Annotated in this window: 22 protein-coding genes; 10 read left to right on the forward strand and 12 right to left on the reverse strand. The window is 73.9% G+C overall.

All coding sequences use genetic code 11. The features are described from left to right. Nucleotides 1-34: 34 nt before the first annotated feature. Nucleotides 35-799: an HAD family hydrolase gene (locus FB454_RS21195; protein ID WP_145823325.1), complete on the reverse strand. Its 765-nt coding sequence runs from the start codon at nucleotides 797-799 to the stop codon at nucleotides 35-37. 85 nt (nucleotides 800-884) lie between these two features. Here FB454_RS21195 and FB454_RS21200 point away from each other — a divergent pair, with 85 nt between their 5' ends. Next, entirely contained in the window at nucleotides 885-3,665 is a 2,781-nt protein-coding gene (locus tag FB454_RS21200) for a DEAD/DEAH box helicase (protein WP_145823326.1), read from the forward strand. Nucleotides 3,666-3,830: 165 nt separating this feature from the next. Beyond that, nucleotides 3,831-4,715: an MHYT domain-containing protein gene (locus tag FB454_RS21205; protein WP_145823327.1), complete on the forward strand. Its 885-nt coding sequence runs from the start codon at nucleotides 3,831-3,833 to the stop codon at nucleotides 4,713-4,715. Nucleotides 4,716-4,723: 8 nt separating this feature from the next. On the opposite strand, the gene FB454_RS21210 is transcribed toward FB454_RS21205, so the two are convergent. Further along, the gene (locus tag FB454_RS21210) at nucleotides 4,724-5,647 is read right to left on the reverse strand and encodes a 5'-3' exonuclease (protein ID WP_013286128.1); all 924 of its coding nucleotides are present in this window, start codon (nucleotides 5,645-5,647) and stop codon (nucleotides 4,724-4,726) included. 99 nt (nucleotides 5,648-5,746) lie between these two features. Between FB454_RS21210 and FB454_RS21215 the strand changes: the two genes are divergently transcribed. The 3 genes from FB454_RS21215 to FB454_RS21225 all read left to right on the forward strand — a co-directional run bounded on the left by FB454_RS21215 (nucleotide 5,747) and on the right by FB454_RS21225 (nucleotide 8,549). Next, nucleotides 5,747-6,832, forward strand: a complete 1,086-nt coding sequence (locus tag FB454_RS21215) for a DUF4037 domain-containing protein (RefSeq protein WP_145823328.1) — start codon at nucleotides 5,747-5,749, stop codon at nucleotides 6,830-6,832. 128 nt (nucleotides 6,833-6,960) lie between these two features. Continuing rightward, nucleotides 6,961-8,298 (forward strand): extracellular catalytic domain type 1 short-chain-length polyhydroxyalkanoate depolymerase, encoded by a 1,338-nt coding sequence (locus FB454_RS21220; protein ID WP_145823329.1) that lies wholly within the window; start codon nucleotides 6,961-6,963, stop codon nucleotides 8,296-8,298. Between the two features lie 128 nt (nucleotides 8,299-8,426). Beyond that, nucleotides 8,427-8,549 carry a 50S ribosomal protein L36 gene (locus FB454_RS21225; protein ID WP_013286131.1) on the forward strand — a complete coding sequence of 41 codons (123 nt, stop codon included), beginning with the start codon at nucleotides 8,427-8,429 and terminating at the stop codon, nucleotides 8,547-8,549. A 24-nt stretch (nucleotides 8,550-8,573) separates the two neighbouring features. Here FB454_RS21225 and FB454_RS21230 read toward each other — a convergent pair whose 3' ends face one another. The 4 genes from FB454_RS21230 to FB454_RS21245 all read right to left on the reverse strand — a co-directional run bounded on the left by FB454_RS21230 (nucleotide 8,574) and on the right by FB454_RS21245 (nucleotide 11,061). Then, on the reverse strand, nucleotides 8,574-9,335 hold the full coding sequence (locus FB454_RS21230) for a glycosyltransferase family 2 protein (protein WP_071095194.1): 762 nt from the start codon (nucleotides 9,333-9,335) through the stop codon (nucleotides 8,574-8,576). An 83-nt stretch (nucleotides 9,336-9,418) separates the two neighbouring features. After that, a complete protein-coding gene (locus FB454_RS21235; protein WP_013286133.1) occupies nucleotides 9,419-10,057 on the reverse strand; it encodes a YdcF family protein in 639 nt (212 codons plus the stop codon). Between the two features lie 21 nt (nucleotides 10,058-10,078). After that, on the reverse strand, nucleotides 10,079-10,348 hold the full coding sequence (locus FB454_RS21240) for a DUF4873 domain-containing protein (protein WP_013286134.1): 270 nt from the start codon (nucleotides 10,346-10,348) through the stop codon (nucleotides 10,079-10,081). Beyond that, complete coding sequence (locus FB454_RS21245) at nucleotides 10,345-11,061, reverse strand: TetR family transcriptional regulator (protein ID WP_013286135.1); 717 nt, start codon at nucleotides 11,059-11,061, stop codon at nucleotides 10,345-10,347. Before FB454_RS21245 ends, FB454_RS21240 begins: the two co-directional genes overlap by 4 nt. Before the next feature lie 48 nt (nucleotides 11,062-11,109). Between FB454_RS21245 and FB454_RS21250 the strand changes: the two genes are divergently transcribed. Continuing rightward, a complete protein-coding gene (locus tag FB454_RS21250) occupies nucleotides 11,110-12,000 on the forward strand; it encodes an AurF N-oxygenase family protein (RefSeq protein ID WP_013286136.1) in 891 nt (296 codons plus the stop codon). A gap of 44 nt (nucleotides 12,001-12,044) precedes the next feature. Here FB454_RS21250 and FB454_RS21255 read toward each other — a convergent pair whose 3' ends face one another. The 5 genes from FB454_RS21255 to FB454_RS21275 all read right to left on the reverse strand — a co-directional run bounded on the left by FB454_RS21255 (nucleotide 12,045) and on the right by FB454_RS21275 (nucleotide 15,187). After that, the gene (locus FB454_RS21255; RefSeq protein ID WP_143025387.1) at nucleotides 12,045-13,511 is read right to left on the reverse strand and encodes a cellulase family glycosylhydrolase; all 1,467 of its coding nucleotides are present in this window, start codon (nucleotides 13,509-13,511) and stop codon (nucleotides 12,045-12,047) included. 139 nt (nucleotides 13,512-13,650) lie between these two features. After that, nucleotides 13,651-13,941 (reverse strand): BON domain-containing protein, encoded by a 291-nt coding sequence (locus tag FB454_RS21260; protein WP_013476931.1) that lies wholly within the window; start codon nucleotides 13,939-13,941, stop codon nucleotides 13,651-13,653. Continuing rightward, on the reverse strand, nucleotides 13,935-14,501 hold the full coding sequence (locus FB454_RS21265) for an STAS domain-containing protein (RefSeq protein WP_071095191.1): 567 nt from the start codon (nucleotides 14,499-14,501) through the stop codon (nucleotides 13,935-13,937). Before FB454_RS21265 ends, FB454_RS21260 begins: the two co-directional genes overlap by 7 nt. Beyond that, complete coding sequence (locus tag FB454_RS21270) at nucleotides 14,498-14,812, reverse strand: GlsB/YeaQ/YmgE family stress response membrane protein (protein ID WP_013286140.1); 315 nt, start codon at nucleotides 14,810-14,812, stop codon at nucleotides 14,498-14,500. The genes FB454_RS21265 and FB454_RS21270 overlap by 4 nt, the downstream gene beginning before the upstream one ends. Nucleotides 14,813-14,821: 9 nt before the next feature. After that, nucleotides 14,822-15,187 carry an STAS domain-containing protein gene (locus FB454_RS21275; RefSeq protein WP_013476930.1) on the reverse strand — a complete coding sequence of 122 codons (366 nt, stop codon included), beginning with the start codon at nucleotides 15,185-15,187 and terminating at the stop codon, nucleotides 14,822-14,824. Between the two features lie 149 nt (nucleotides 15,188-15,336). Between FB454_RS21275 and FB454_RS21280 the strand changes: the two genes are divergently transcribed. From FB454_RS21280 to FB454_RS21295, 4 genes are all read left to right on the forward strand, one after another. Further along, on the forward strand, nucleotides 15,337-16,011 hold the full coding sequence (locus tag FB454_RS21280; RefSeq protein ID WP_013286142.1) for a response regulator transcription factor: 675 nt from the start codon (nucleotides 15,337-15,339) through the stop codon (nucleotides 16,009-16,011). Then, a complete protein-coding gene (locus FB454_RS21285) occupies nucleotides 16,008-17,357 on the forward strand; it encodes a sensor histidine kinase (RefSeq protein WP_030273968.1) in 1,350 nt (449 codons plus the stop codon). Before FB454_RS21280 ends, FB454_RS21285 begins: the two co-directional genes overlap by 4 nt. After that, nucleotides 17,354-17,917, forward strand: coding sequence for a GerMN domain-containing protein (locus FB454_RS21290; RefSeq protein ID WP_013286144.1), 564 nt, complete (start codon nucleotides 17,354-17,356; stop codon nucleotides 17,915-17,917). The genes FB454_RS21285 and FB454_RS21290 overlap by 4 nt, the downstream gene beginning before the upstream one ends. Nucleotides 17,918-18,058: 141 nt before the next feature. After that, entirely contained in the window at nucleotides 18,059-18,868 is an 810-nt protein-coding gene (locus FB454_RS21295) for a SigB/SigF/SigG family RNA polymerase sigma factor (RefSeq protein ID WP_013286145.1), read from the forward strand. 51 nt (nucleotides 18,869-18,919) lie between these two features. Here FB454_RS21295 and FB454_RS21300 read toward each other — a convergent pair whose 3' ends face one another. After that, on the reverse strand, nucleotides 18,920-20,920 hold the full coding sequence (locus FB454_RS21300; protein WP_143025313.1) for a glycosyl hydrolase family 28-related protein: 2,001 nt from the start codon (nucleotides 20,918-20,920) through the stop codon (nucleotides 18,920-18,922). Nucleotides 20,921-20,974 lie beyond the last annotated feature (54 nt).

Below are 20,974 nucleotides of genomic sequence, written 5' to 3' on the forward strand. Positions count from 1 at the left end.
CGCGGCGGGTTCGCGCCGCTGGGCAGGTGAACGCTCAGCCGGCCCCGGCCAGGTCCAGCACCGCGCCGAGTCCGTTCGGGCGGCCCGCGTCGGCGCAGGGCAGCACCAGCACCCCGCACCCGGCCGCCACCGCGCCCGCGTCGGCCGGGGTGTCGCCCACCATGAGCGTGCGCTCCGGGTCCACGCCGAGCATCCCGCAGGCGCGCAGGAAGATGCCCGGGTCCGGCTTGCAGCGCCCCACCTCGTACGACAGCGCGTACGCGTCGACGAGCGCGTCGAGGTCCCAGGCGGCGAACAGCGGCCGCAGGTCGAAACCGATGTTGCTGACCACCGCCACCTTCACTCCGGCGGAGCGCAGGGCACCCAGCACCGGAGCGGTGTCCGGGTACGGCACCCAGCCCTCGGGCACCAGCACCCGCTCGTAGAGCGCGTCGGCGAACCCGTCGATGCCGGTGTCCACGGTCTCGGCCAGCCCGGTGTACGCGCCCCGGTGCGCGTGCGGGTAGAGATCCCGGTCGGCCCACAGCTCGGCCAGCCGGGGCGGCACCCGTGCCGGCAGCGGGCCACCGGCACGCCCGGCGGTGAGCAGCCGGTCGGCCAGCGACGTGGCCCGGATGCGGTCCAGCTCGGCGCCGCAGGCGGCCGCGGCGGCGAGCACCCAGGCCAGCGGCTCCTCCACCTGGGCGAGGGTGCCGTGGAAGTCGAAGAGCACCGCCTCCACGGGCCGGCGGGACGGGCCCGGGCGGACGGCGTCGTCGGCGCCGCTCGAGACGTGGGGCAGTTCGGTACGGTCCGGCACGTCGTGCACCCTACCGACCGCTCCGACCGTCCTGCCGGATGGCCTTGACCGGTACTCCTCGGCGGCACCGATTAATCTTGGATCCATGTCGAGCCCCGCCGAGCGGTACGCCGCGGCGCGCCGCCGGGCCGCGCAGGCCTCCGCCTTCCCGGCCCTGGACGAATTCTCGCTGGATCTCGGGTTCGATCTCGACGACTTCCAGCGCGAGGCGTGCGAGGCGCTGGAGCGGGGCAGCGGCGTGCTGGTCTGCGCTCCCACCGGCGCCGGCAAGACCGTGGTGGGTGAGTTCGCGGTGCACCTGGCGCTGCGCGGCCGGCCCGGCGGCGACGCGCCCGCGACCCGGCGCAAGTGCTTCTACACCACGCCGATCAAGGCGCTGTCCAACCAGAAGTACCACGACCTGGTGGACCGCTACGGCGCCGAGCACGTCGGCCTGCTCACCGGCGACAACGCGATCAACGGCGACGCGCCGGTGGTGGTGATGACCACCGAGGTGCTGCGCAACATGCTCTACGCCGGCTCGGCGACGCTGGAGGGCCTGGCGTACGTGGTGATGGACGAGGTCCACTACCTGGCCGACCGGTTCCGCGGCGGGGTCTGGGAAGAGGTGATCATCCACCTGCCCGAGTCGGTCACGCTCGTGTCGCTGTCGGCCACCGTCTCCAACGCCGAGGAGTTCGCGGACTGGCTGGTCACCGTACGCGGAGAGACCGCCGTGGTGGTCTCCGAGCACCGGCCGGTGCCGCTGTGGCAGCACATGCTCGTCGGCAAGCGGATGTTCGACCTGTTCCACGACGCCGACGCGGCCCGCAAGCACGACGTGCACCCCGAGCTGCTGCGCTACACCCGCGACACGATGCGCCGTCTGGAGCTGGGCGAGGGCCGCAGCGCCGGCCCCGGGGGCGGGCGGCGCGGCCCTCGCTGGCGGGGCCCGATGCGCCCGGACATCGTCGACCGGCTCGACCGGGAGGGGCTGCTCCCGGCCATCCTGTTCATCTTCAGCCGGGCCGGCTGCGACGCCGCCGTGCAGCAGTGCCTCGCCGCCGGGCTGCGCCTGACCTCCCCGGACGAACGCGCCGAGATCCGCCGGGTGGTCGAGTCGCGGGTCACCGCCATCCCCGGCGAGGACCTGTCGGTGCTCGGCTACTGGGAGTGGCTCGACGGCCTGGAGCGCGGCCTGGCCGCGCACCACGCCGGCATGCTCCCGGCGTTCAAGGAGGTCGTCGAGGAGCTGTTCGTCCGCGGGCTGGTCAAGGCCGTCTTCGCCACCGAGACGCTCGCGCTGGGCATCAACATGCCGGCCCGCTGCGTGGTGCTGGAGCGTCTGGTGAAGTTCAACGGAGAGGCCCACGTCGACCTCACCCCCGGCGAGTACACCCAGCTCACCGGCCGGGCCGGTCGCCGGGGCATCGACGTGGAGGGCCACGCGGTGGTCGTCTGGTCGCCGGAGACCGACCCCCGGCACGTCGCCGGGCTCGCCTCCACCCGCACCTACCCGCTGCGTTCCAGCTTCCGGCCGTCGTACAACATGGCCGTCAACCTGGTCGGCAGCGTCGGCGCGGCGCCGGCCCGGGAGCTCCTGGAGTCCTCGTTCGCGCAGTTCCAGGCCGACCGGTCGGTGGTCGGCCTGGCCCGGCAGGTGCAGCGCAACACCGAGACCATCGACGCGTACGGCGTGGAGGCCGCCTGCCACCACGGCGACTTCGACGAGTACTTCGCGCTGCGGGTGGCCATCGCCGACCGGGAACGGGCCATCGCCCGTCAGGGGCAGACCCAGCGCAAGGCGGCGGCCGTCGCCTCGCTGGAGCGGCTGCGGGTCGGTGACGTGATCCGGGTGCCGTCCGGGCGGCGGGCCGGCCTGGCGGTGGTGCTGGACCCGGCCACCGGCGGGTTCGGCGAGCCCCGGCCGCTGGTCCTCACCCAGGACCGCTGGGCCGGGCGGGTCACCCCCGGTGATTTCACCACCCCGGCCGAGGTGCTCACCCGCATCCGGGTGCCGAAGCACTTCAACCACCGCTCGCCCGCGGCCCGGCGGGATCTGGCCGCCGCGGTCAGCGGCACCGGCCTGGACCGGCACGGCGGCCGCCGGGGCGGCCGGTCCCGTCAGGCGGTGGGCGAGGACCACCGGCTCAGCCAGCTCCGCGTGGAGCTGCGCGCGCACCCGTGTCACGCCTGCCCGGACCGGGAGGAGCACGCCCGCTGGGCGGAGCGGCGGCGCCGGCTGGAACGCGACACCGAGGAGCTGCGTCAGCGGGTGTCCGGGCGGACCGGCTCGCTGGCCCGTACCTTCGACCGGATCGTCGCGTTGCTGACGGCGCGCGGCTACCTGGCCGCCGACGGCGAGGTCACCGACGCCGGGCGGATGCTGGCCCGGATCTGGACCGAGGCGGACCTGCTGGTGGCCGAGTGCCTGCGCCGCCGGGTGTGGGACGGCCTGTCCCCGGCCGAGCTGGCCGCCGCCGTGTCGGTGGTGGTCTTCGAGGCCCGGCGGGACGTCGACGAGCGGGCGTCGCTGCCGCGCGGCGCGGTGGCCGACGCGGTCGACGAGACGCTCAAGCTGTGGGGCGACATCGAGGCGGACGAGGCGGCGCGCGGCCTGGCCGTGACCCGGGAGCCGGATCTCGGCTTCGCCTGGCCGATCTACCGGTGGGCGCGCGGCGAGGCGCTGGCGAAGGTGCTGGCCAGCGGCCATCAGATCGATGGGGAGATGCCGGCGGGCGACTTCGTCCGCTGGGCGCGCCAGGTGGTCGACCTGCTCGGGCAGGTCGCCGACTCGGGTGGCGCCTCGGCCGAGCTGCGCGGCACCGCCCGGCAGGCCATCGCGGCGGTCAACCGGGGCGTGCTGGCCTACCACGCCTCCGCCTAACGGTCACTTTCGGTCATCGGTTTCCGGAAACCGACGCACCGCTGCGTCACGGCGCTGCCACCCCACGAATTGTCGGGGGGCCGATGTGCGCCCTGGTCAGGGCCTATCCCATCATTGCCCGGGGCGCCGTGGGTCGCGCTCGGCCGATGGTGAGGGAAGGGCGTCGTGGGCGAGATCAATCACTTTGAGTACGGGTGGATCACACCCGCGCTCAGCTACGCGTTGTCCGTGCTCGGCTCGGCGCTCGGGCTGGTCTGCGCCGGACGGATCCGGACCGCCACCAGTGCCGGTCAGCGCGCCTGGTGGGGCCTGCTCGCCGCGTGGGCGCTGGGCGGCACGGCCATCTGGGCCATGCACTTCATGGCGATGCTCGGCTTCGCCGTCGGCGGCACCCGGATCCGCTACGACGTGCCGCTGACGGCCGCCAGCACGGCGATCGCGGTGGCGTCGGTCGGCATCGGGCTGGCGATCGTGGGCACCGGCCGGCTCGCCGCGCCCCGGCTGCTCGCCGGCGGGTTCTTCACCGGCGCCGGGGTGGCCGCCATGCACTACACCGGCATGGCCGCCATGCGCCTGGACGGCTCACTCGGCTACGACCCGCTGCGGGTGACGCTGTCGGTGGTCATCGCGATCGTGGCCGCCACCGTGGCGCTCTGGCTGGCGATGACCGTCCGGCGCGCGCTCGCCATCGCCGCCTCGGCGCTGGTCATGGGCATCGCGGTCAACGGAATGCACTTCACCGGCATGAGCGCGCTGTCGGTGCACCTGCACGAGAGCCGCGGCCCGGCATCCGGCACCGAGGTGAGCGGTCTGCTGGTGCCGATCGTGCTGGCAGTGGTCTTCGGCGTGGTCGGGCTCGTCTACGCGCTGCTCGCCGCGCCGTCGGACGACGACCGGGCCGGGGCCGCGTACGTCAGCTCGCGGCTCGACGAGGCGCCGTACGCCGCCGCCGAGCCCGCGCCGGACCCGGTCGGCCTGCGCGCCCGCTCGACGCTGGCGCAGCCCGGCGCCCAGTTCCCGACCCGCCGGAGCACCGACCGCCCCTCGTGATCAACTGATCACGATCGGTCGCCCGCCAGCGCGTCGACCAGGCGGCGGCACGAGCCGGCCAGGTTCCAGCGCTGCGCGAGCTCCAGCAGCCGGTCCGGGTCGGCGGGAGACGTCGGCAGTGCCGGGTCCAGCTCGGGCAGCGGCACGTCGGTGGCGACCCGGACCACCTTCGGCGCCACGGCCAGGTAGTCGCGGGCGGCGTCGAGCTTGGCCCGCAGCCCCGGCGCGAAACCGGAACGGGGGTCGTCCAGCGCGGCCAGGATGCCGTCCAGCCCGCCGTAGCGGTCGATCAGCCGGGCGGCGGTCTTCTCGCCGACGCCGGCGACGCCGGGAAGCCCGTCGCTGGGGTCGCCGCGCAGCGCCGCGAAGTCGGCGTACCGGTCGGCCGGCACGCCGTAGCGGGTGCGGACCGCCGCGTCGTCGCAGTCGTCCAGCTTGGCCACGCCCCGGCCGACGTAGAGCAGGCGCACCGGGTGCGCGTCGTCGACGAGCTGGAACAGATCGCGGTCGCCGGAGACCACCTCGACCGGGCCCGGCTGGGTCACCGCGAGCGTGCCGAGCACGTCGTCGGCCTCGTAGCCGGTGGCCCCCACGGCCGGGATGCCGAGCGCGTCCAGCACCTCCAGGATCATCGGCACCTGCGGGGACAGCGTGTCCGGCACGACCTCGCCGCCCTCGGGCGCGACCCGGTGCGCCTTGTACGACGGCAGCAGCTCCACCCGCCACGCCGGCCGCCAGTCGTGGTCGAACGCGCAGATCATGCGGTCGGGCCGGCGGGTGCGCACGAGCTGGGCGAGCATGTCGAGGAAGCCGCGCACGGCGTTCACCGGCTGGCCGTCGCCGGTCTTCGCGGCGGACTCGGGGATGCCGAAGTAGGCGCGGAAGTAGAGGCTGGGGGAGTCGATCAGGAGGATCGGCTGTCGGTGTGCCACGCGGACAAGCCTTCCACAGCCCTGTGACGGGATGGGGGAGGCGACCGCCGGACCGGAAACCGGGCCGCGCGACGGGCGTCCGATGCGCAGACTGGCGGGGTGAGCTTCGTACCCGGCCTGATCCTGGCCCGCCGGTTCCACGACGAGGTGGTGGGTCCGCTGCTGGCGCGGCGGCTGCCCGGCCTGCCGTACTCCGCCGGGCTGCTCGACGGCGGCTCCGAGCTGCTCGGCCTCGACACGCCCCGTTCCACCGACCACGACTGGGGTCCGCGTACCCAGGTCTTCGTGGGGAACGCGCACGACGTCGCGCCGGTACGGGCGGTGCTGGACGCGGAGTTGCCGGCGCGGTTCCTCGGCTGGCCGACCCGGTACGCGGGCGGGCCGGAGGCGCGCCTCGGCACGGTCCGCGCCGACGGCGACCGGCACGGGGTGACGGTGGACGAACTCGGGGGATGGCTGCGGGAGCGGCTCGGCGCCGACCCGCGCACCGGACTGACGGCGGCGGACTGGCTGGCGACGCCGACGCAGCGGCTGGCCGAGCTGACCGGGGGAGCGGTGTTCCACGACGGGCTCGACGGCGCGCTCACCGGCGTCCGGGCCCGGCTCGCCTGGTATCCGGACGACGTGTGGCGGTACGTGCTCGCCTCCGGGTGGCAGCGGGTCGCGCAGGCCGAGCACCTGGCCGGCCGGTGCGCCGAGGTCGGCGACGACCTGGGCAGCCGGGTCGTGGTCGCCGGTCTGGCCCGGGATCTGATGCGCCTCGGCCTGCTGCTGCACCGCCGCTGGCCCCCGTACGCGAAATGGCTCGGCACGGTCTTCGCGACGCTGCCGGACGCGGCGCCGGTGGTGGACGGGCTCGCCGCCGCGCTTGGCCCGGGTGACTGGGCGGCCCGCGAGCCCGGCCTGGTCCGGGCGCTGGAGACGGTGGCCGGCTGGACCAACGACGCCGCGCCGGCGCCGCCGGTGGACCCGGCCGCCCGGCCGTTCCACGATCGGCCGTTCCTGGTGCTGCACGCCTGCCGGTTCGTCGAGACGCTGCGTGCCGCCATCACCGACCCGGAGCTGCGCGACCGCCCGCCGGTGGGCGCTGTGGACCAGTACGTGGACAGCGTGGACGTGCTCACCCACGCCGACCGCGCCCGCCGGCTGGCCGCCGCGGTTGTCGGCCCGCCGGTGGGCGCCTAGACTCCGATTCGAGTCGCATCGATCCGCGACTGTCTATCTCGTCTCCGAGGGTCCGGGCCGCCCGTCGCAGGCGCCTCGCCGGCGAGAACGCCGCGACACGCGGCGTTCCCACCACCGAGGAGAACAGCATGCTGTCCAAAAGGAGCGGACTCCGGCTGCTCGGCGCGGCGCTGGCCGCCGCCGGGCTCGCCGTCGGGGCGGCGCTCGCCGTCCCGGGGCCGGCCTCGGCCGCCGCGCTGACCGAGGTGACGAACTTCGGCGCCAACCCGAGCAACCTGCGCATGTACCTGTACGTCCCGGACACCGTCGCGGCCCGTCCCGGGCTGCTCGTAGTGAACCACTACTGCACCGGCAGCGGCCCGGCCATGTACTCCGGCACCCAGTTCGCGTCGCTCGCCGACCGGTACGGCTACATCGTGGTCTACCCGTCGGTGACCCGTAGCAGCAAGTGCTTCGACGTGTCCTCGCCGCAGGCGCTGCGCCGCGACGGCGGCAGCGACCCGGTGGGCATCAAGTCGATGGTGGACCACGTGCGGCAGCGCTACCCGGTCGACTCGCAGCGGATCTTCACCACCGGCACCTCGTCCGGCGCGATGATGACGAACGTGCTGCTCGGCGACTACCCGGACGTGTTCCGGGCCGGCGCCGCGTTCGCCGGTGTGCCGTTCGGCTGCTTCGCCACCACCAACGGCTCGGAGTGGAACAGCGAGTGCGCCAACGGCCAGGTGCTGAAGACCCCGCAGCAGTGGGGTGACCTGGTGCGCAACGCGTACCCGGGTTACACCGGCCCGCGTCCGCGGATGCAGATCTGGCACGGCACCAACGACGAGACGCTGCGCTACCCGAACTTCGGCGAGCAGATCGACCAGTGGACGAACGTGAACGGGCTGGGCCAGACGCCCGCGTACACGGACAGTCCGCAGGCCGGCTACACGCGTACCCGCTACGGCGGCACCGGCGGCACCGCGACCGTCGAGGCGATCAGCATGCAGGGCGTCTCGCACAACCTGCCGGTGGACGCGGCGCAGGCGATCCGTTTCTTCGGCCTGGACTCCACCACGCCGCCGCCGACCACCGCGCCGCCGACCACGCCCCCGCCCACCACGCCTCCGCCCACCACGGCGCCGCCGACCACGCCGCCGCCGTCGGGGGCCTGCCGGGTCGGGTACGTGGTGAACGCCTGGAACAACGGCCTGACCGCCGCGGTGACCATCACCAACACGTCCACCACGGCGATCAACGGCTGGAACCTCGCGTTCACGCTGCCGGGCGGTCAGACGATCACCGGAGGCTGGAACGCCACGTACAGCCCGTCCAGCGGAGCGGTGACGGCCCGCAACGTGTCCTACAACGCGTCGATCCCACCGGGCGGTTCGGTGGACATCGGCTTCCAGGCGACCCACACCGGCAACACCGGTAGGCCCGCCTCGTTCGCGCTCAACGGGAGCACCTGCACGACCGCCTGATCCGTCCCCGCTCGCACGGCGGGTGGCGGCGTCCCGGACACGGTGACGCCGCCACCCCGCCGGGCATGGGCGCCGCCCCGGCGGGTACCCGTGCCGGACGGACACCGGCGGGAACCGAAGGAGCGGATATGAAGGTCCGAAGCTCCCTGCGCGGGCTCAAGCGCAAGGCCGACTCGATAGTGGTCCGGCGCCGGGGCAGGCTGTTCGTCCTCAACAAGGCCGACCGGCGGCAGAAGGCCCGGCAGGGCTGAGCCCGTCGTCGCCGCGCGACCCGCTCAGGGAGTTCGAGACGCAGGTGTGGGACGCGACGTCGTGACGGCGGCGGCCGGCACGTCGCCCACCTCGGCGCGCCCGGTCAGGCGGGCGAGCGCGGAGGCGGCCAGCGGCCGGTAGATCCGTACCGAGTCGGCGAGCGCGGAGAAGTGCGAGCCCGAGTTGTCGCCGTGGTAGCGGGTGGCGATCTCCACCTGCTCGACCGGCAGCCCGGCGCGGACCAGCCGCAGCAGCACCGTCATCTCGTACTCGAAGCGGTCACCGGGGATCGTGGTGAGCCAGCCGAGCAGCGCGGACGGGTAGGCGCGCAGCCCGGTCTGGGTGTCGCGCACGTCCCGGCCGGTCGCCAGGCGGAACGCCACCCGGGTCGCCGCGTTGCCGAACCGGCTGCGCGCCGGGACCTCGCCGTCGAACCCGCGTACGCCGAGCGTCGGCGCTCCGGTGGCGCGCATCCGGTCCGTCACGGCGCACACGTCGGGCACACAGTGCTGGCCGTCGGCGTCCACACAGATCACGTCGCGTCCCGGGTGGTGCGTCGAGGCGTACCGGAAGCCGGTGCGCAGCACCACGCCCTTGCCCCGGTTGACCCGGCGGCGCAGCACGGTCGCGCCCCGGGCGCGGGCCGCGTCCAGCACCCCGGCGGCGGCCGGGCCGCTGCCGTCGTCGACGACGAGCACGTCCGCCCCGGGCAGTGCGTCCCGCAGGTCGCCGACCAGCGGCGGCAGACGGTCACCCGGTCGGTACACCGGCACGAGCACGATCACGGAACCTCCCGGGTGGACTCGCCCGCCGGCACGGCCCGCCGGGTCGATCGAGGACGCTCGTACCCCGGGCCCGCCCCGGTGAATCACCGCCGGGGCGTGAGGCGTCCGATCCGGTCGGCGGCGCGGGCCAGCGCGCGCTCGCGGCGCAGCGACGCCTCCGGGGTACGCACACCGAGGAAGCCGATCCGGCTGAACGCCCGGGCGGCCCGCTCCCGCCGGACGGGCACCGGGTCGGGCGCGGTCACCGGCACGTCGGCCAGCGCCGGGCCGGACAGGCCGAGCACGCGCGCGGCGAGCAGCCGGACGCGGGGCAGGTGCCACGGGTGGGAGACCAGCCCGAGCGGGCGCTGCGCGGTGAACTCCGCCGCGTCGAGCAGCCCGTCCTGGACGGTGTGCGCCAGGTTCTGCACAGTGGTGCGGGAGCGGGTCTCGGCCGCCGACGAGGCGTACGCGTCGAGCCCCGCCTCGCGCGCCAGCGCCCGCATCAGCTCCGCCTCCCGGTATCCGGCGGGCGGGCCGGGCGCGCCGGCCGGGCCGTGCGGCCAGCCGCCGGTGAACACCACCCGGGCGTCCGGCGCGCGGCGGAACGCCTCGGCGTGCGCGCGGACGTAGGCCACCGCAGCCTCGGTGCGCGCCACGCTCTCCGCGGTGAGCCGGTAGCCGTCGTCCCCGGCCACCACCCCACGGCCGAAGACCAGCAGCACGGTGGCGGGAGACGTCATCCCTTCACGGTACGGCGCGGATCACTCGTCGTCCGGCGGCCAGGGTGGCGTGCCGACACCGGTGATGCGGACGCCGCCCCACGGGTCCACCTCGGCCAGCCGGGCCCGGGCGACCCGTTCGCCGATCCGGACCTCCACGTCGCGGCGGCCGGAGCGCAGCAGCCGGACCAGGCGCGGTTCCGGCTCGACCCGTCCGGCCCAGTGGTAGCGGCCGTCGACCGGCTCGAACCGCCCGCCGCCGTGCAACCGGACCGTGGTGCCGGCGATCTGGGCCGTGCCCTCCCAGGTCACCTGTCGATCCGTTCGTGCGCGCGGGTCAGCTCCGGTGGCAGGTCCGCGCCCCGGCGGACCCCCTCGATGCCGCTCCACAGCAGCGTGGTCAGGTATTCGGTGAGCGCGGCCCGGTGGATCGGCTGCCCGTGCGTGGTCCACCAGTCGCCGACCGCCTGCACGAACCCGACCAGCCCGTACGCCCACGGCTCGGCCGGGCCGGCGTCGAGGCCGAGCGCGCGCAGCCGGTCGCCGATGACCCGGGCCAGCCCGGTCGCGACCTGGCGGCTGGTGCCTGTCACCACCTGCTGGATGCCGGGATGCCCGGACTCGTGCACGAGGAACCGGTACAGCGACGGCTCGTACTCCACCACGCTCAGGTACGCGTCGATGGTCGCCTCGACCAGCGCGCGTTCCTCGCGTACCTGCTCCACGGCTGGGGCGATCGCGGCGACCACGCGCTCCGCGACCACCTCGCTGACCGCCAGCCAGAGTTGCGCCTTGTCGGCGAAGTAGCGGTAGAGCACCGGCTTGCTGACCCCGGCGGTGGCGGCGACCTGGTCCATGTCGACGCTCGGGCCGTGCTGCAGCAGTGCCTGCACGGCGGCGGCGATCAGTTCCTGCCGCCGCTGTTCGCGGTGGTCGGCCCAGCGGTCGCGCCGCCCGCCGGAACGGGGTGCGGCCGGCTCCGGAGGAGCGTCGGGGCCATTGACATCGGTGGTGGTCCGTCGCATGCTACCACTCGTAACAGTTACTCGAAGTTACGTCAATATGGAGGGGTCATGGCCGGGTTCCCGCGCGAGGCGGTCGCCGACCGCCTGCTCTCCGCCTCGGTACGCACCAGCTACGACCCGGTGGTCGACATCGACTGGTCGGCGCCACCGGTGCCCGGCGCGTACTGGCTGCCGCCCACGCGCAGCAGCCTCTACGGCACTCCACTGTGGGACGCCATGACCGAGGACCAGCGGGTCGAGCTGACCAAGCACGAGGTCGCCAGCGCGGCCAGCGCCGGGATCTGGTTCGAGACGATCCTCATGCAGATGCTGATCCGGCACTACTACGACGCCGACCCGACCAGCCGGCACGCCCAGTACGCGCTCACCGAGGTCGCCGACGAGTGCCGGCACTCCATCATGTTCGGCCGGCTCATCGAGGCCGCCGGCGCGCCGGTCTACCGGGCCGAGCCGTTCGACCACCTGCTCGGGCGCTGGCTCAAGTCCACGGCGACCGGCCCGCAGATGTACGCGGCCATCCTGATCGCCGAGGAGATCCTCGACTCGTTCCAGCGCGAGATCATGGCCGACGAGTCGTTGCAGCCGCTGATCCGGATGGTGTCGCGCATCCACGTGGTGGAGGAGGCCCGGCACGTGCGCTTCGCCCGCGACGAGCTGACCCGGCAGGTCGAGGCCGCCGGGCCGGTCGCGCTCGCGTACGCGCGGCTGGTGATCGGCCGGGCCGCGTACTCGATCACGCGGCGCCTGGTGCACCCGCGGGCGTACGCGGCGGTCGGGATCGACCCGGCGGCCGGCCGGGCCGCGGCGCGGGCCAACCCGCACTGGCGGGCCACGCTGCGCTGGTCCGCGCAGCGGATCGCCGACCACCTGACCGAACTGGGCCTGGTCGCCGGGCCGGGCCTGGTGCTGTGGCGCCGGGCCGGGCTGGTGGAGGGCTGACCGGCGGCGACCCGAAGGGGAAAGGATCGCCGCCGGCCGCCCGGTCACAAGGTGGGGAAGTTGTCGGCGGTACGGATGCGCTCGCGCATGAACGCGCCGGACTCGGTGAGCACCGACGTCCCGCCGAACGAGCCGGACGCGCAGGTGCCCGGCCGGAGCGCCGCCGAGCCCTCGGGCGCGTCGGAGAGCGTCCAGTTCGCGTAGCTGATCTTCAACCGGTCGAGCAGGTCGAGCCAGGCGTTGCTGCTGGCGGTGTCGACAGCGCCGTCACCGGTGTAGGTGACAGTGCCGAACTCGGTGACGAACAGCGGGAGCCGGCTCGCCGCCCGCTGCACCTCGTTGCGGTAGTTGTCCTTGTGCGACGCGGCGTAGAAGTGGAACGTGTACATGATGTTCTGCGCCCGCACCGGGTTGTTCACGATCTCGTCGGAGTTGCCGCCCTCGGAGACACCCAGCGAGGACCAGCCCCGGGTGCCGACGATGACCACCGCGTCCGGGTCGTTGGCCCGGATCACCGGGATGACCTGCTCGGCGTAGTTGCGGATGGTCGACCAGCTCACCCCGTTGGGCTCGTTGGTGATCTCGTAGATCACGTTCTTCTTCGCGGCGTTGCGCGCGGACACGTTGGCGAAGAACGTCTTGGCCCGGTCCAGGTTGTACATCGGGTCACCGGGCGTCAGCGTGTGGAAGTCGATGAGCGCGTACATGCCCCGGGCCTCGGCCTTGTCCACGAGCGTGTTCACCTGGTTGGTGAAGCCGGCCGGGTTGGTCTCGTAGCCCTGCTCCTGCACGTACATGGAGATGCGCAGCAGGTCGGACCGCCACTCGTTCGCGAGCACGTCGAGCGAGGCGTCGGTGTAGCAGTTGGCGAACCACTGCAACCCGTGCGTGCTCATGCCGCGCAGCTGGATCGGCCGCCCGTACTGGTTGCAGAGGTTGACGCCGCACACCTGGAGCTGGCCGTTGATCGCCACCGGCGTGGTGCCGGTCGGCGGCGGGGTGGTGGGTGGCGGGGTGGTGGGCGGGGGAGTGGTCGGCGGCGGCGGGGTGCTCGGCGGGGGCGTGCTGGGCGGCGGGGTGCTCGTGCCGCCGGTGCAGACCGTGCCGTTGAGCGTGAACGACGTGGGGCTCGGGTTCGACCCGGTCCACGAGCCGTTGAAGCCGATCGTGGTGCTCGCGCCGGTGCCGAGCGCGCCGTTGTAGTCCAGGCTGCGCGCGGTGACCGCCGAGCCGCTCTGCTGCCAGGTGGCCGACCAGCCCTGGACCACGCGCTGGCCGCCGTCGGGGAAGGTGAAGCCCAGCGTCCAGTTGCTCACCGGGTCGCCGAGGTTGCGTACCGCCACTGTCGCGGTGAAGCCGCCTTGCCAGGAGTTGGTGGTGTAGGTGACGGCGCAGCCGGTCGCCGCCATCGCGTCCGGCGAGGGCAGGACGGCCGTCGTCGCCAGGGCGAGCGCGCCGACCGCGCCGCCGACGAGCAGGTGCCGCCGGGACGGGCGGGGAATCGAGAACATGCGGGAAGGTCCCATCGTCTGGATGGTGAACGGACGGTGCCCGTCGTGAACCTGCCCGGAAAGCCCGACGCGGCGGCCTGGGGGAGCGCTCCCACGGCCGAGCGTAGAGGTGGATGCCGATGCGTGCAACAGTCGCCGCTCAGCGGCCGCCGCGCCGCCCGCCGTAGAGCCGCAGCGCGTTGCAGACGTCGAACACACCCGGCACGTCCCAGGCCAGCTCGGCGGCGACCAGGCGCGTCTCCGGGTCGGCCACCAGGCCGGCGAGGATGACCACGCGGTTCTGCACGGTCACTGTGATCTGCTGCCGGCGGGTGGTCCAGTCGGCGCTGAGCCGCTGCGCGACGAGCGACGCGAGCCGGGTGTCCGCGTCGTCGGGCTCCGGTCCGCCGCCGGTGTACGGGAACTCGGGGTACGGCCAGGGCATCACCACGGGGAGGGCTCCTTCTGTTCGGTCAGGACCGGTTGCCGGGTTGCGGGGCCCGGCGCCGGGACGCGGCCGTCGACGACTGTGAAGACGCCGTCGAGCCGCATGGTGTGCAGCACGGTGAGCACGAACCGCGACGGGGACAGCAGGCACAGCCGGCGGCCGTCGCGCCGGGCGTCCTGGTGCGCGCGCACCAGCAGGCTGAGCCCGGCGGAGTCGATCACCTCCAGGCCGGACAGGTCGACCAGCTCCATGTCGTCGCGGAGGGAACGCTCGTCGAGAGCGCGGCGGACCGCCGTGGCCGGGTCGAGTTCGTGGGCGGCCGGGGTGCCGGCGACCTGTTCCAGCTCGTCCAGGCCCAGACCGTCGTCGGCGATGGCCGCCCGGGCGCTGCACCGGGGGCAGTGATGCGGTCCGGACGCGAACGGCGAGCCGACCCAGTCGTGCTCGAACACGAGCGTCCACACCACCTCGGCGTCGGGCAGCGTGGCTCCGGTGCCGGTGACGCTGTCGCCGCAGGCGTCGCAGATGAGCATCATGAGGTGGTCCGCGGGAACGACGGTCACACCTCCTCCTTCCGCCGGCCGCCCGTACCGGGCGGCGTCTGCCCCTCCGCCTCCGGCCGGCCCGCGGCGACCACCGCCAGCACGACCGCCACGGCGGCGAAGCCGGTCTGCACCATCAGCGGCAGCACGGGCGATCCGTCGGTGCGGTGGTCCACCAGCCCGACCACGATCGCGCCGAGCAGCGCGGACGCCACGCCGAGCGCGAGTGTCAGCCACACCGGGACGGCCTTGCGCCCCGGCAGGACGAGGCGTCCCAGCCCGCCGACGGCCAGACCCACCACGAGCGCTCCGACGAGCGTGCTGCCGGTCACCACTCCTCCTCAGCGTGATGCGGACGCGACCCGGGCCCGGCCGCGCGCGGCCGGACGGGGCGTGTCGACGACGGGTACGGCGCCGAGCCCGGAGTTCTCCAGGATGCGCCGGATCCGCGGATGTGGATTGCTCAGCGTGAGCAGGCCGCCCTGCCGCGCCAGCCGGCGGTGCACGTCCAGCAGCAGCGCGACGGCGGCGGCGTCCACATGCCGGCACCCGGCGAGGTCGATCGTCAGCTCGCGGGGCCGTAGCGCGAGGATGCGGTCCAGCACGTGGGCGACCTCGGGCAGCCCGGCGAGGTCCAGCTCGTCGGTGATGTCCACGCGCACGTGCGGCACGGCGGACTCCGGCGGGGACGGCAGGCTGGCAGGCATCTGGTCGCTTCCGTGGTGGGATCGGGTCAGACCCCACTCTGCGCAGGGATCTTGGAGGTCACCGGACGGTTGTATGACGGTTCGATGACAAAAACCACGAACGGCCCACGCGATTGGGCGACCCGTGCCGGGCCGGTCATGATGCCCATATGACGGCCGTACTGGTGATCGAGGACGACGACCGCATCCGGCTCGCGCTGCAGCTCGCCCTGGAGGAGGAGGGCTACGAGGCGTACGGCGCGCCGACCGCCGAGGACGGCCTGCGCCGGCAGCGGGAGAAGCCGGCGGACTACGTGCTCGTCGACCTGATGCTGCCCGGCATGAACGGATTCGACTGCATCCGTCAGCTGCGCCGCGACGACGACGTGCCGGTCGTGGTGATCAGCGCCCGCGACGACACCCACGACATCGTCGCCGCGCTGGAGGCCGGCGCCGACGACTACGTGGTGAAGCCGGTCGCGATCAAGGAGCTGTCCGCCCGGCTGCGGGCGCTGCGCCGGCGCGTACGCACGGTGGCCGGGCCGGTGCCCGCCCAGTTCTTCGGCGACCTGGAGATCAGCGCGGAGGCCGGCGAGGTGCGGCGCTCGGGACAGCCGGTGCCTGTCACCCGCACCGAGTTCCGGCTGCTCTGCGAGCTGGCCGAGCACGCCGGGCGGGTGCTGTCGCGCCAGCAGCTGCTCAGCCGGGTCTGGGGCTACGAGACCGGCGACGAGCGGCTCGTCGACGTGCACGTGGGCCGGCTGCGGCAGAAGATCGAATCCGACCCGGCCAACCCGCGCCACCTGGTCACGCTGCGCGGCCTCGGCTACAAGCTCCAGCGATGACCCGGCCCGGCCTGCGCGCCCGGGTCACCGCGGCGTTCGCCGTCGGGGCGTTGCTGCTGTCCGCGCTGATGGCCCTCTTCTCGTACGACCTGACCCGGCGCTCGCTGCTCGACGAGCGGGAGCGCACCGCGGTACGGGCCGCCTACTACGACGCCGCCGTGGTCCGCTCCGGCCTGGACACCGGCACCCCGGACGTGGTGGCCGTGCTGCGCTCGCTCGACACCGGCAGCGCGCGCCGCCCGCTGCTGCACCTGCCCGACGGCTGGTACGCCCGTACCGCGGACGTGGGCGCCAGCTCGGTGCCGGTGGAGTTGCAGCGCGTGGTGGCCGACGGCAAGCCCGCGGTGCAGCGGATCCGGCTCGACGGGCAGCCCGTGCTGCTTGTCGGCGTGCCGCTGCCCGGCGCGCTCGGCTACTACGAGCTGACCTCGCTGCGGGAGGTCGAGGAGACGTTCCAGGTGGTGGGCCTGGCACTGATCGCCGTGGCGATCATGGTCGCCGGGGCGGGCGCGGCGCTCGGCTGGTACGCCACCCGGCACAGCCTGCGGCCGCTCACCGCGGTCGCCGACGCGGCGGAACGGATCGCGGCCGGCGACTTCGCCACCCGGCTCGACCCGACCACCGATCCCGACCTCACCCGCCTGTCCAGCTCGTTCAACGAGATGGTCGACAAGCTGGTGCACCGCATCGAGCGGGACCGGCGCTTCGCCGCCGACGTGAGCCACGAGCTGCGCTCGCCGTTGCAGACCCTGGCCGCCGCCGCGAGCGTGCTCCACCGCCGCCGGGAGCACCAGGACGAACGCACCGCGACCGCGGCGGGCCTGGTCGCCGACGAGGTGACCCGGTTCCAGCGCCTGGTCGACGATCTCATCCAGCTTGCCCGCACCGAGCAGCCGGCGCACCGCGAGACGGTCGACGTGCTGGAGCTGGCCCGGACCGTCTGCCGGGAGCGGTCGCTGCCGGAGAGCCTGGTGACGGTCGAGGGTGACGCCCCGCGCCTGTGGTGGGTCGACCGGCGCCGGTTCGCCCAGACGCTGCTGAACCTGGTGGAGAACGCCGAGCGGTACGGCGGCGGGCCGGTCGCCGTACGCCTCGGCGGGAGCGACGGCGTGGGCGTGCTGGAGGTCGACGACGACGGTCCGGGTGTACCGCCCGGTGACCGCGAGATCATCTTCGACCGGTTCGTGCGGGGGCGGGCGGCGCACGACCGGGCCGGCACCGACGGCACCGGTCTCGGGCTCGCGCTGGTGGCGCAGCACGCCGCCGCGCACGGCGGTACGGCCGCGGTGCTGGACCGCGAGCCCGGCGCCCGGTTCCGGGTCGAGCTGCCCGGAGCGCTGCGATGAGCCGCCGGCGGCTCCTGCCCGCCCTGCTCGCGGCCGTGCTGCTGGCCGGCTGCGGGGTGCCGGTGGACGACGAGCCCCGCCTGGTGCAGACGCCACCGGGCGCGTTCCCCACCCCCACGGTGTCCTCGACCGCCGACGGCGACGGGCGGGTGGACGAGCCGTTCTGCTTCGTCCGGGACGACGGGCTGGTCGTGGTCAAGCGCCGGGTGGACGGGCTGCCGGAGGTGGATGCGCACCTCCAGCACCTGCTGGCCGGTCCGGACGGCGGCGAGCGCCGTCAGGGACTGGCCACGGCGCTGCCCGGCACGGTCGCGGTGGCCGGGGCGACGCTGGCCGGCACGCTCGCCACGGTCGACGTACGCCAGGCCGGGGAGGAGACCGGCCGCAACGACGAGGTGCTGGCCTTCGGGCAGATCGTGTGCAGCCTCACTCAGCGGCCCGACGTGTTCAGCGTGGCCTTCCGCCGGGACGGTCAGCCGCTGGAGGTGCCACGCGCGGACGGGAGCCTCTCCGCGCTGCCGCTCACCGCCGCCGACTACCGGCCGTTGCTACCTCGCTGACACCCTTCCTCGCCGCTGTGTCCGTATATGAACCGAAATCTCCATCGTCCGTTCGGTTGATTTGATGGTGGCCTTTGGTCTAGTGTGGCTGGCACGACCGGTGTGGGAGGCCACCCGTTCTCCGAGGACAGGAAGGGCAGCATGACCACGATGACCATGGGATCGACCGCCACCGAGGTGCACCGCGCGCCGCAGACGGGCGAGGAGACCCGCGCCAGCGAGCTGATCGCGGCGCTCGCCGCACTGCCGGCCGACCACCCGCAGCGGGCCGCCCTGCGCAACCAGGTCATCGAGGCGTGGCTGCCGCTGGCGAACCACCTGGCCGCCCGCTACAGCGGTCGCGGCGAGCCGGCCGGTGACCTGGCCCAGACCGCGGCGCTCGGCCTGATCAAGGCAGTCGACCGGTTCGACGCCTCGCGCGGTGTCGACTTCGCCGGCTTCGCCATCCCGACCATCCTCGGCGAGATCAAGCGGCACTTCCGCGACCGCACCTGGAACATCCGGGTTCCCCGGCGCCTCCAGGAGCTGCGGCTGCGCATCTCCGAGGCCAACAGCACGCTGACCCAGACGCTCAACCGGGCCCCGACCGTCGCCGACATCGCCGCCCACCTCGACGTCACCGAGGAAGAGGTGCTGGAGGGACTGGAGGGCGCCCGCGCGTACAACGCGGTCTCGCTGTCCACCCCGATCGGCGACGGCGACAGCGCCACCGAGCTGGGCGACACGCTCGGCACCGAGGACAACGAGTACGAGCTGGCCGACCTGCGCGCCTCGCTCGGCCCGGCGCTCGCCACGCTCGACGAGCGGGAGCAGAAGATCCTCACGCTGCGCTTCTACGGCAACCTGACCCAGAGCGAGATCGCCGCTCGGGTCGGCGTCTCCCAGATGCACGTGTCCCGGCTGCTCGCCCGCGCCCTGACCAAGCTGCGCGGCCAGCTCACCGAGGCCTGATCGACCCTTGACGCGACCCCCGCCGGCCCGCCCGGCGGGGGTCGCGTCGTGTCACCAGCGCGAGGGCGGGGGCGGCGGCACCACCGGCGGCCGGTCGTCGCAGGTGATGGTGTTCGGCAGCAGCCACGGGGCCAGCCACCCGCCGTCGTTGCCACCCAGATCGGTCAGGGCGAACTCCGACCCGGCGGGTGTGAAGTGGAACGACCCGCAGTTGTTCACGCCGACCGCGCCCACGTTGCGGGCGTCGACGTTCGCGAAGCTCGCCCCGCCCGCCGTACGCGCGCTGACCACCGACGTGCCGGTGCCGTCGACCCGGATGTCGCGGAAGCGCACGTTGTCGATGCGCACGCTGTCCTTCACCGGCCAGTCGCTGACCAGCATGATCGCGTTGTAGGTGCTGTCCAGGTACGCGTCGCCGCTCACCTGGATGTCCGCGGCGTCGATGCTGCGGTCCAGCGCGTAGAACCAGATCGCGCCGAGGCCGATGTTCCAGTTCAGGTCGTACGTGCCGGCCCGCACAGTGGTGTTGCCGGTGATCCGCAGCCGGCCGGTGAACGGCTCGGCCCCGAACCGGGAGCCGACCTGGATCGCGCTGCCCTCGCGTACCGGGTCGGCGATCAGGTTGTGCGCGACGGTCAGGTCGGTGCCGCCGTACAGCGCGATGCCGTTGGCGAGCACCGGCGACTGCACCGTGTTGTAGGCGAACGTGTTCGACGCGTTCGCCGTACCCTCCGACCACATCGCCAGCGCGTCGTCGCCACTGTTGCGGACCACCGAGTTCGTCACCGACGAGTGCGTGACGCCGGTGTGGAAGTTCAGCCCGTCGGCGATCTGGTCGGCGATCACCGTGTTCGTGACCCGCAGGCCGGTCATCGGCCCGTCGAACCACATGCCGACCTTCGTGTGGTGCAGGTAGAGGCCGTCGATGGTGCTGTGGTTCAGCGCCCCGCCGACGGCGTTCACCTGGTCGGTGTCGATCCGCTCCCGCACGTCGCCCTCGATCGCGAAACCGGACAGGTGCACGTCGCTGCTGCCGCCGTCGGCGGCGTCGCGGCCGTAGAAGCCGACGCCCGTGTGGCGGGAGCCGTCGGGCGCCGGGGTGTCCAGGGCGACCTCGCGCCCACGCACGATCGTGTACCAGCTCCCGGCCCCGGCGATCGTCACGTCGTCGACGATTATGTGCCGGTTGACCTGGTAGGTGCCCGGCGGCAGGTAGAGCGGGCGGTCCACCCGGCGGGCGTACGCGATCGCGCGGTCGAACGCGTCGGCTGACTCCCGGCGGCCGGTCGGGTCGGCGCCGAAGGACAGCGCGTTCACCGCGCGGGGGACCACGCGGGGCGGCGCGACCAGGTGCGCGTCCACCAGGTCGATCACCGTCCACGCGGCGGCCGTGCCGCGCGGCGCGGTCAGCCGGACCACCTCGCCGGCCCGATGGGTACGGCCGAGCAGCAGGCGCTGCTCGTCGTAGAAGTGGTGCGGCCGGAACGGCTTGCTGATCACCGGCGCGGGCGTGGTGGCCGCCGGGACGCAGGAGCACTCGGTGATCCACCAGTCCGGGTGCAGCAGGTCGGCGCCGGGATCGTTTGTGAACGGGTACTGGTTGTAGAGCCAGGCGTACTGCGAGGTCAGCGTCATGGTGCGGGCGGGCGCGTGCCCGACCGCCACCCGCAGCGGCGCGGTGATCCCGCCGCCACCGGGCGCGTCCGGGATGCTGTAGCGCACGGTCAGCGCGTTCGTGGCCCGGGGGAGTGCGAGTTCGACGTACTGGCCGGGCAGCAGGCGTACGGCCCGGCGGCCGGACGCCTCACCGGCGAGTGTGTACGCCGACCGGTCCGGCCCGATCACGGCGCCGGTGGTCCGGCCGTGTTCCGCCTCCTGTTCGACGTAGTCCACAGTCGCACCGCGACCGGCGACGAGCGCGGGGTCCAGCCCGGCGCGGGTCACCACGGGAGCCGGTCCGCGCGGCGGGCCCGCAGTGGCGGCACCGGGCGGTACGAGCAGGGCGGCGGCGACGAGCGCCGCCGCGAGGATCCTCGGCACGCTCCGCGACATCGGAGCACCCACTTTCTCGGGGGGACGGGTGGCCTCGGCGGCGCAGGCCATCGA

The sequence above is a fragment of the Micromonospora sp. CNZ297 genome (genome assembly GCF_007827625.1).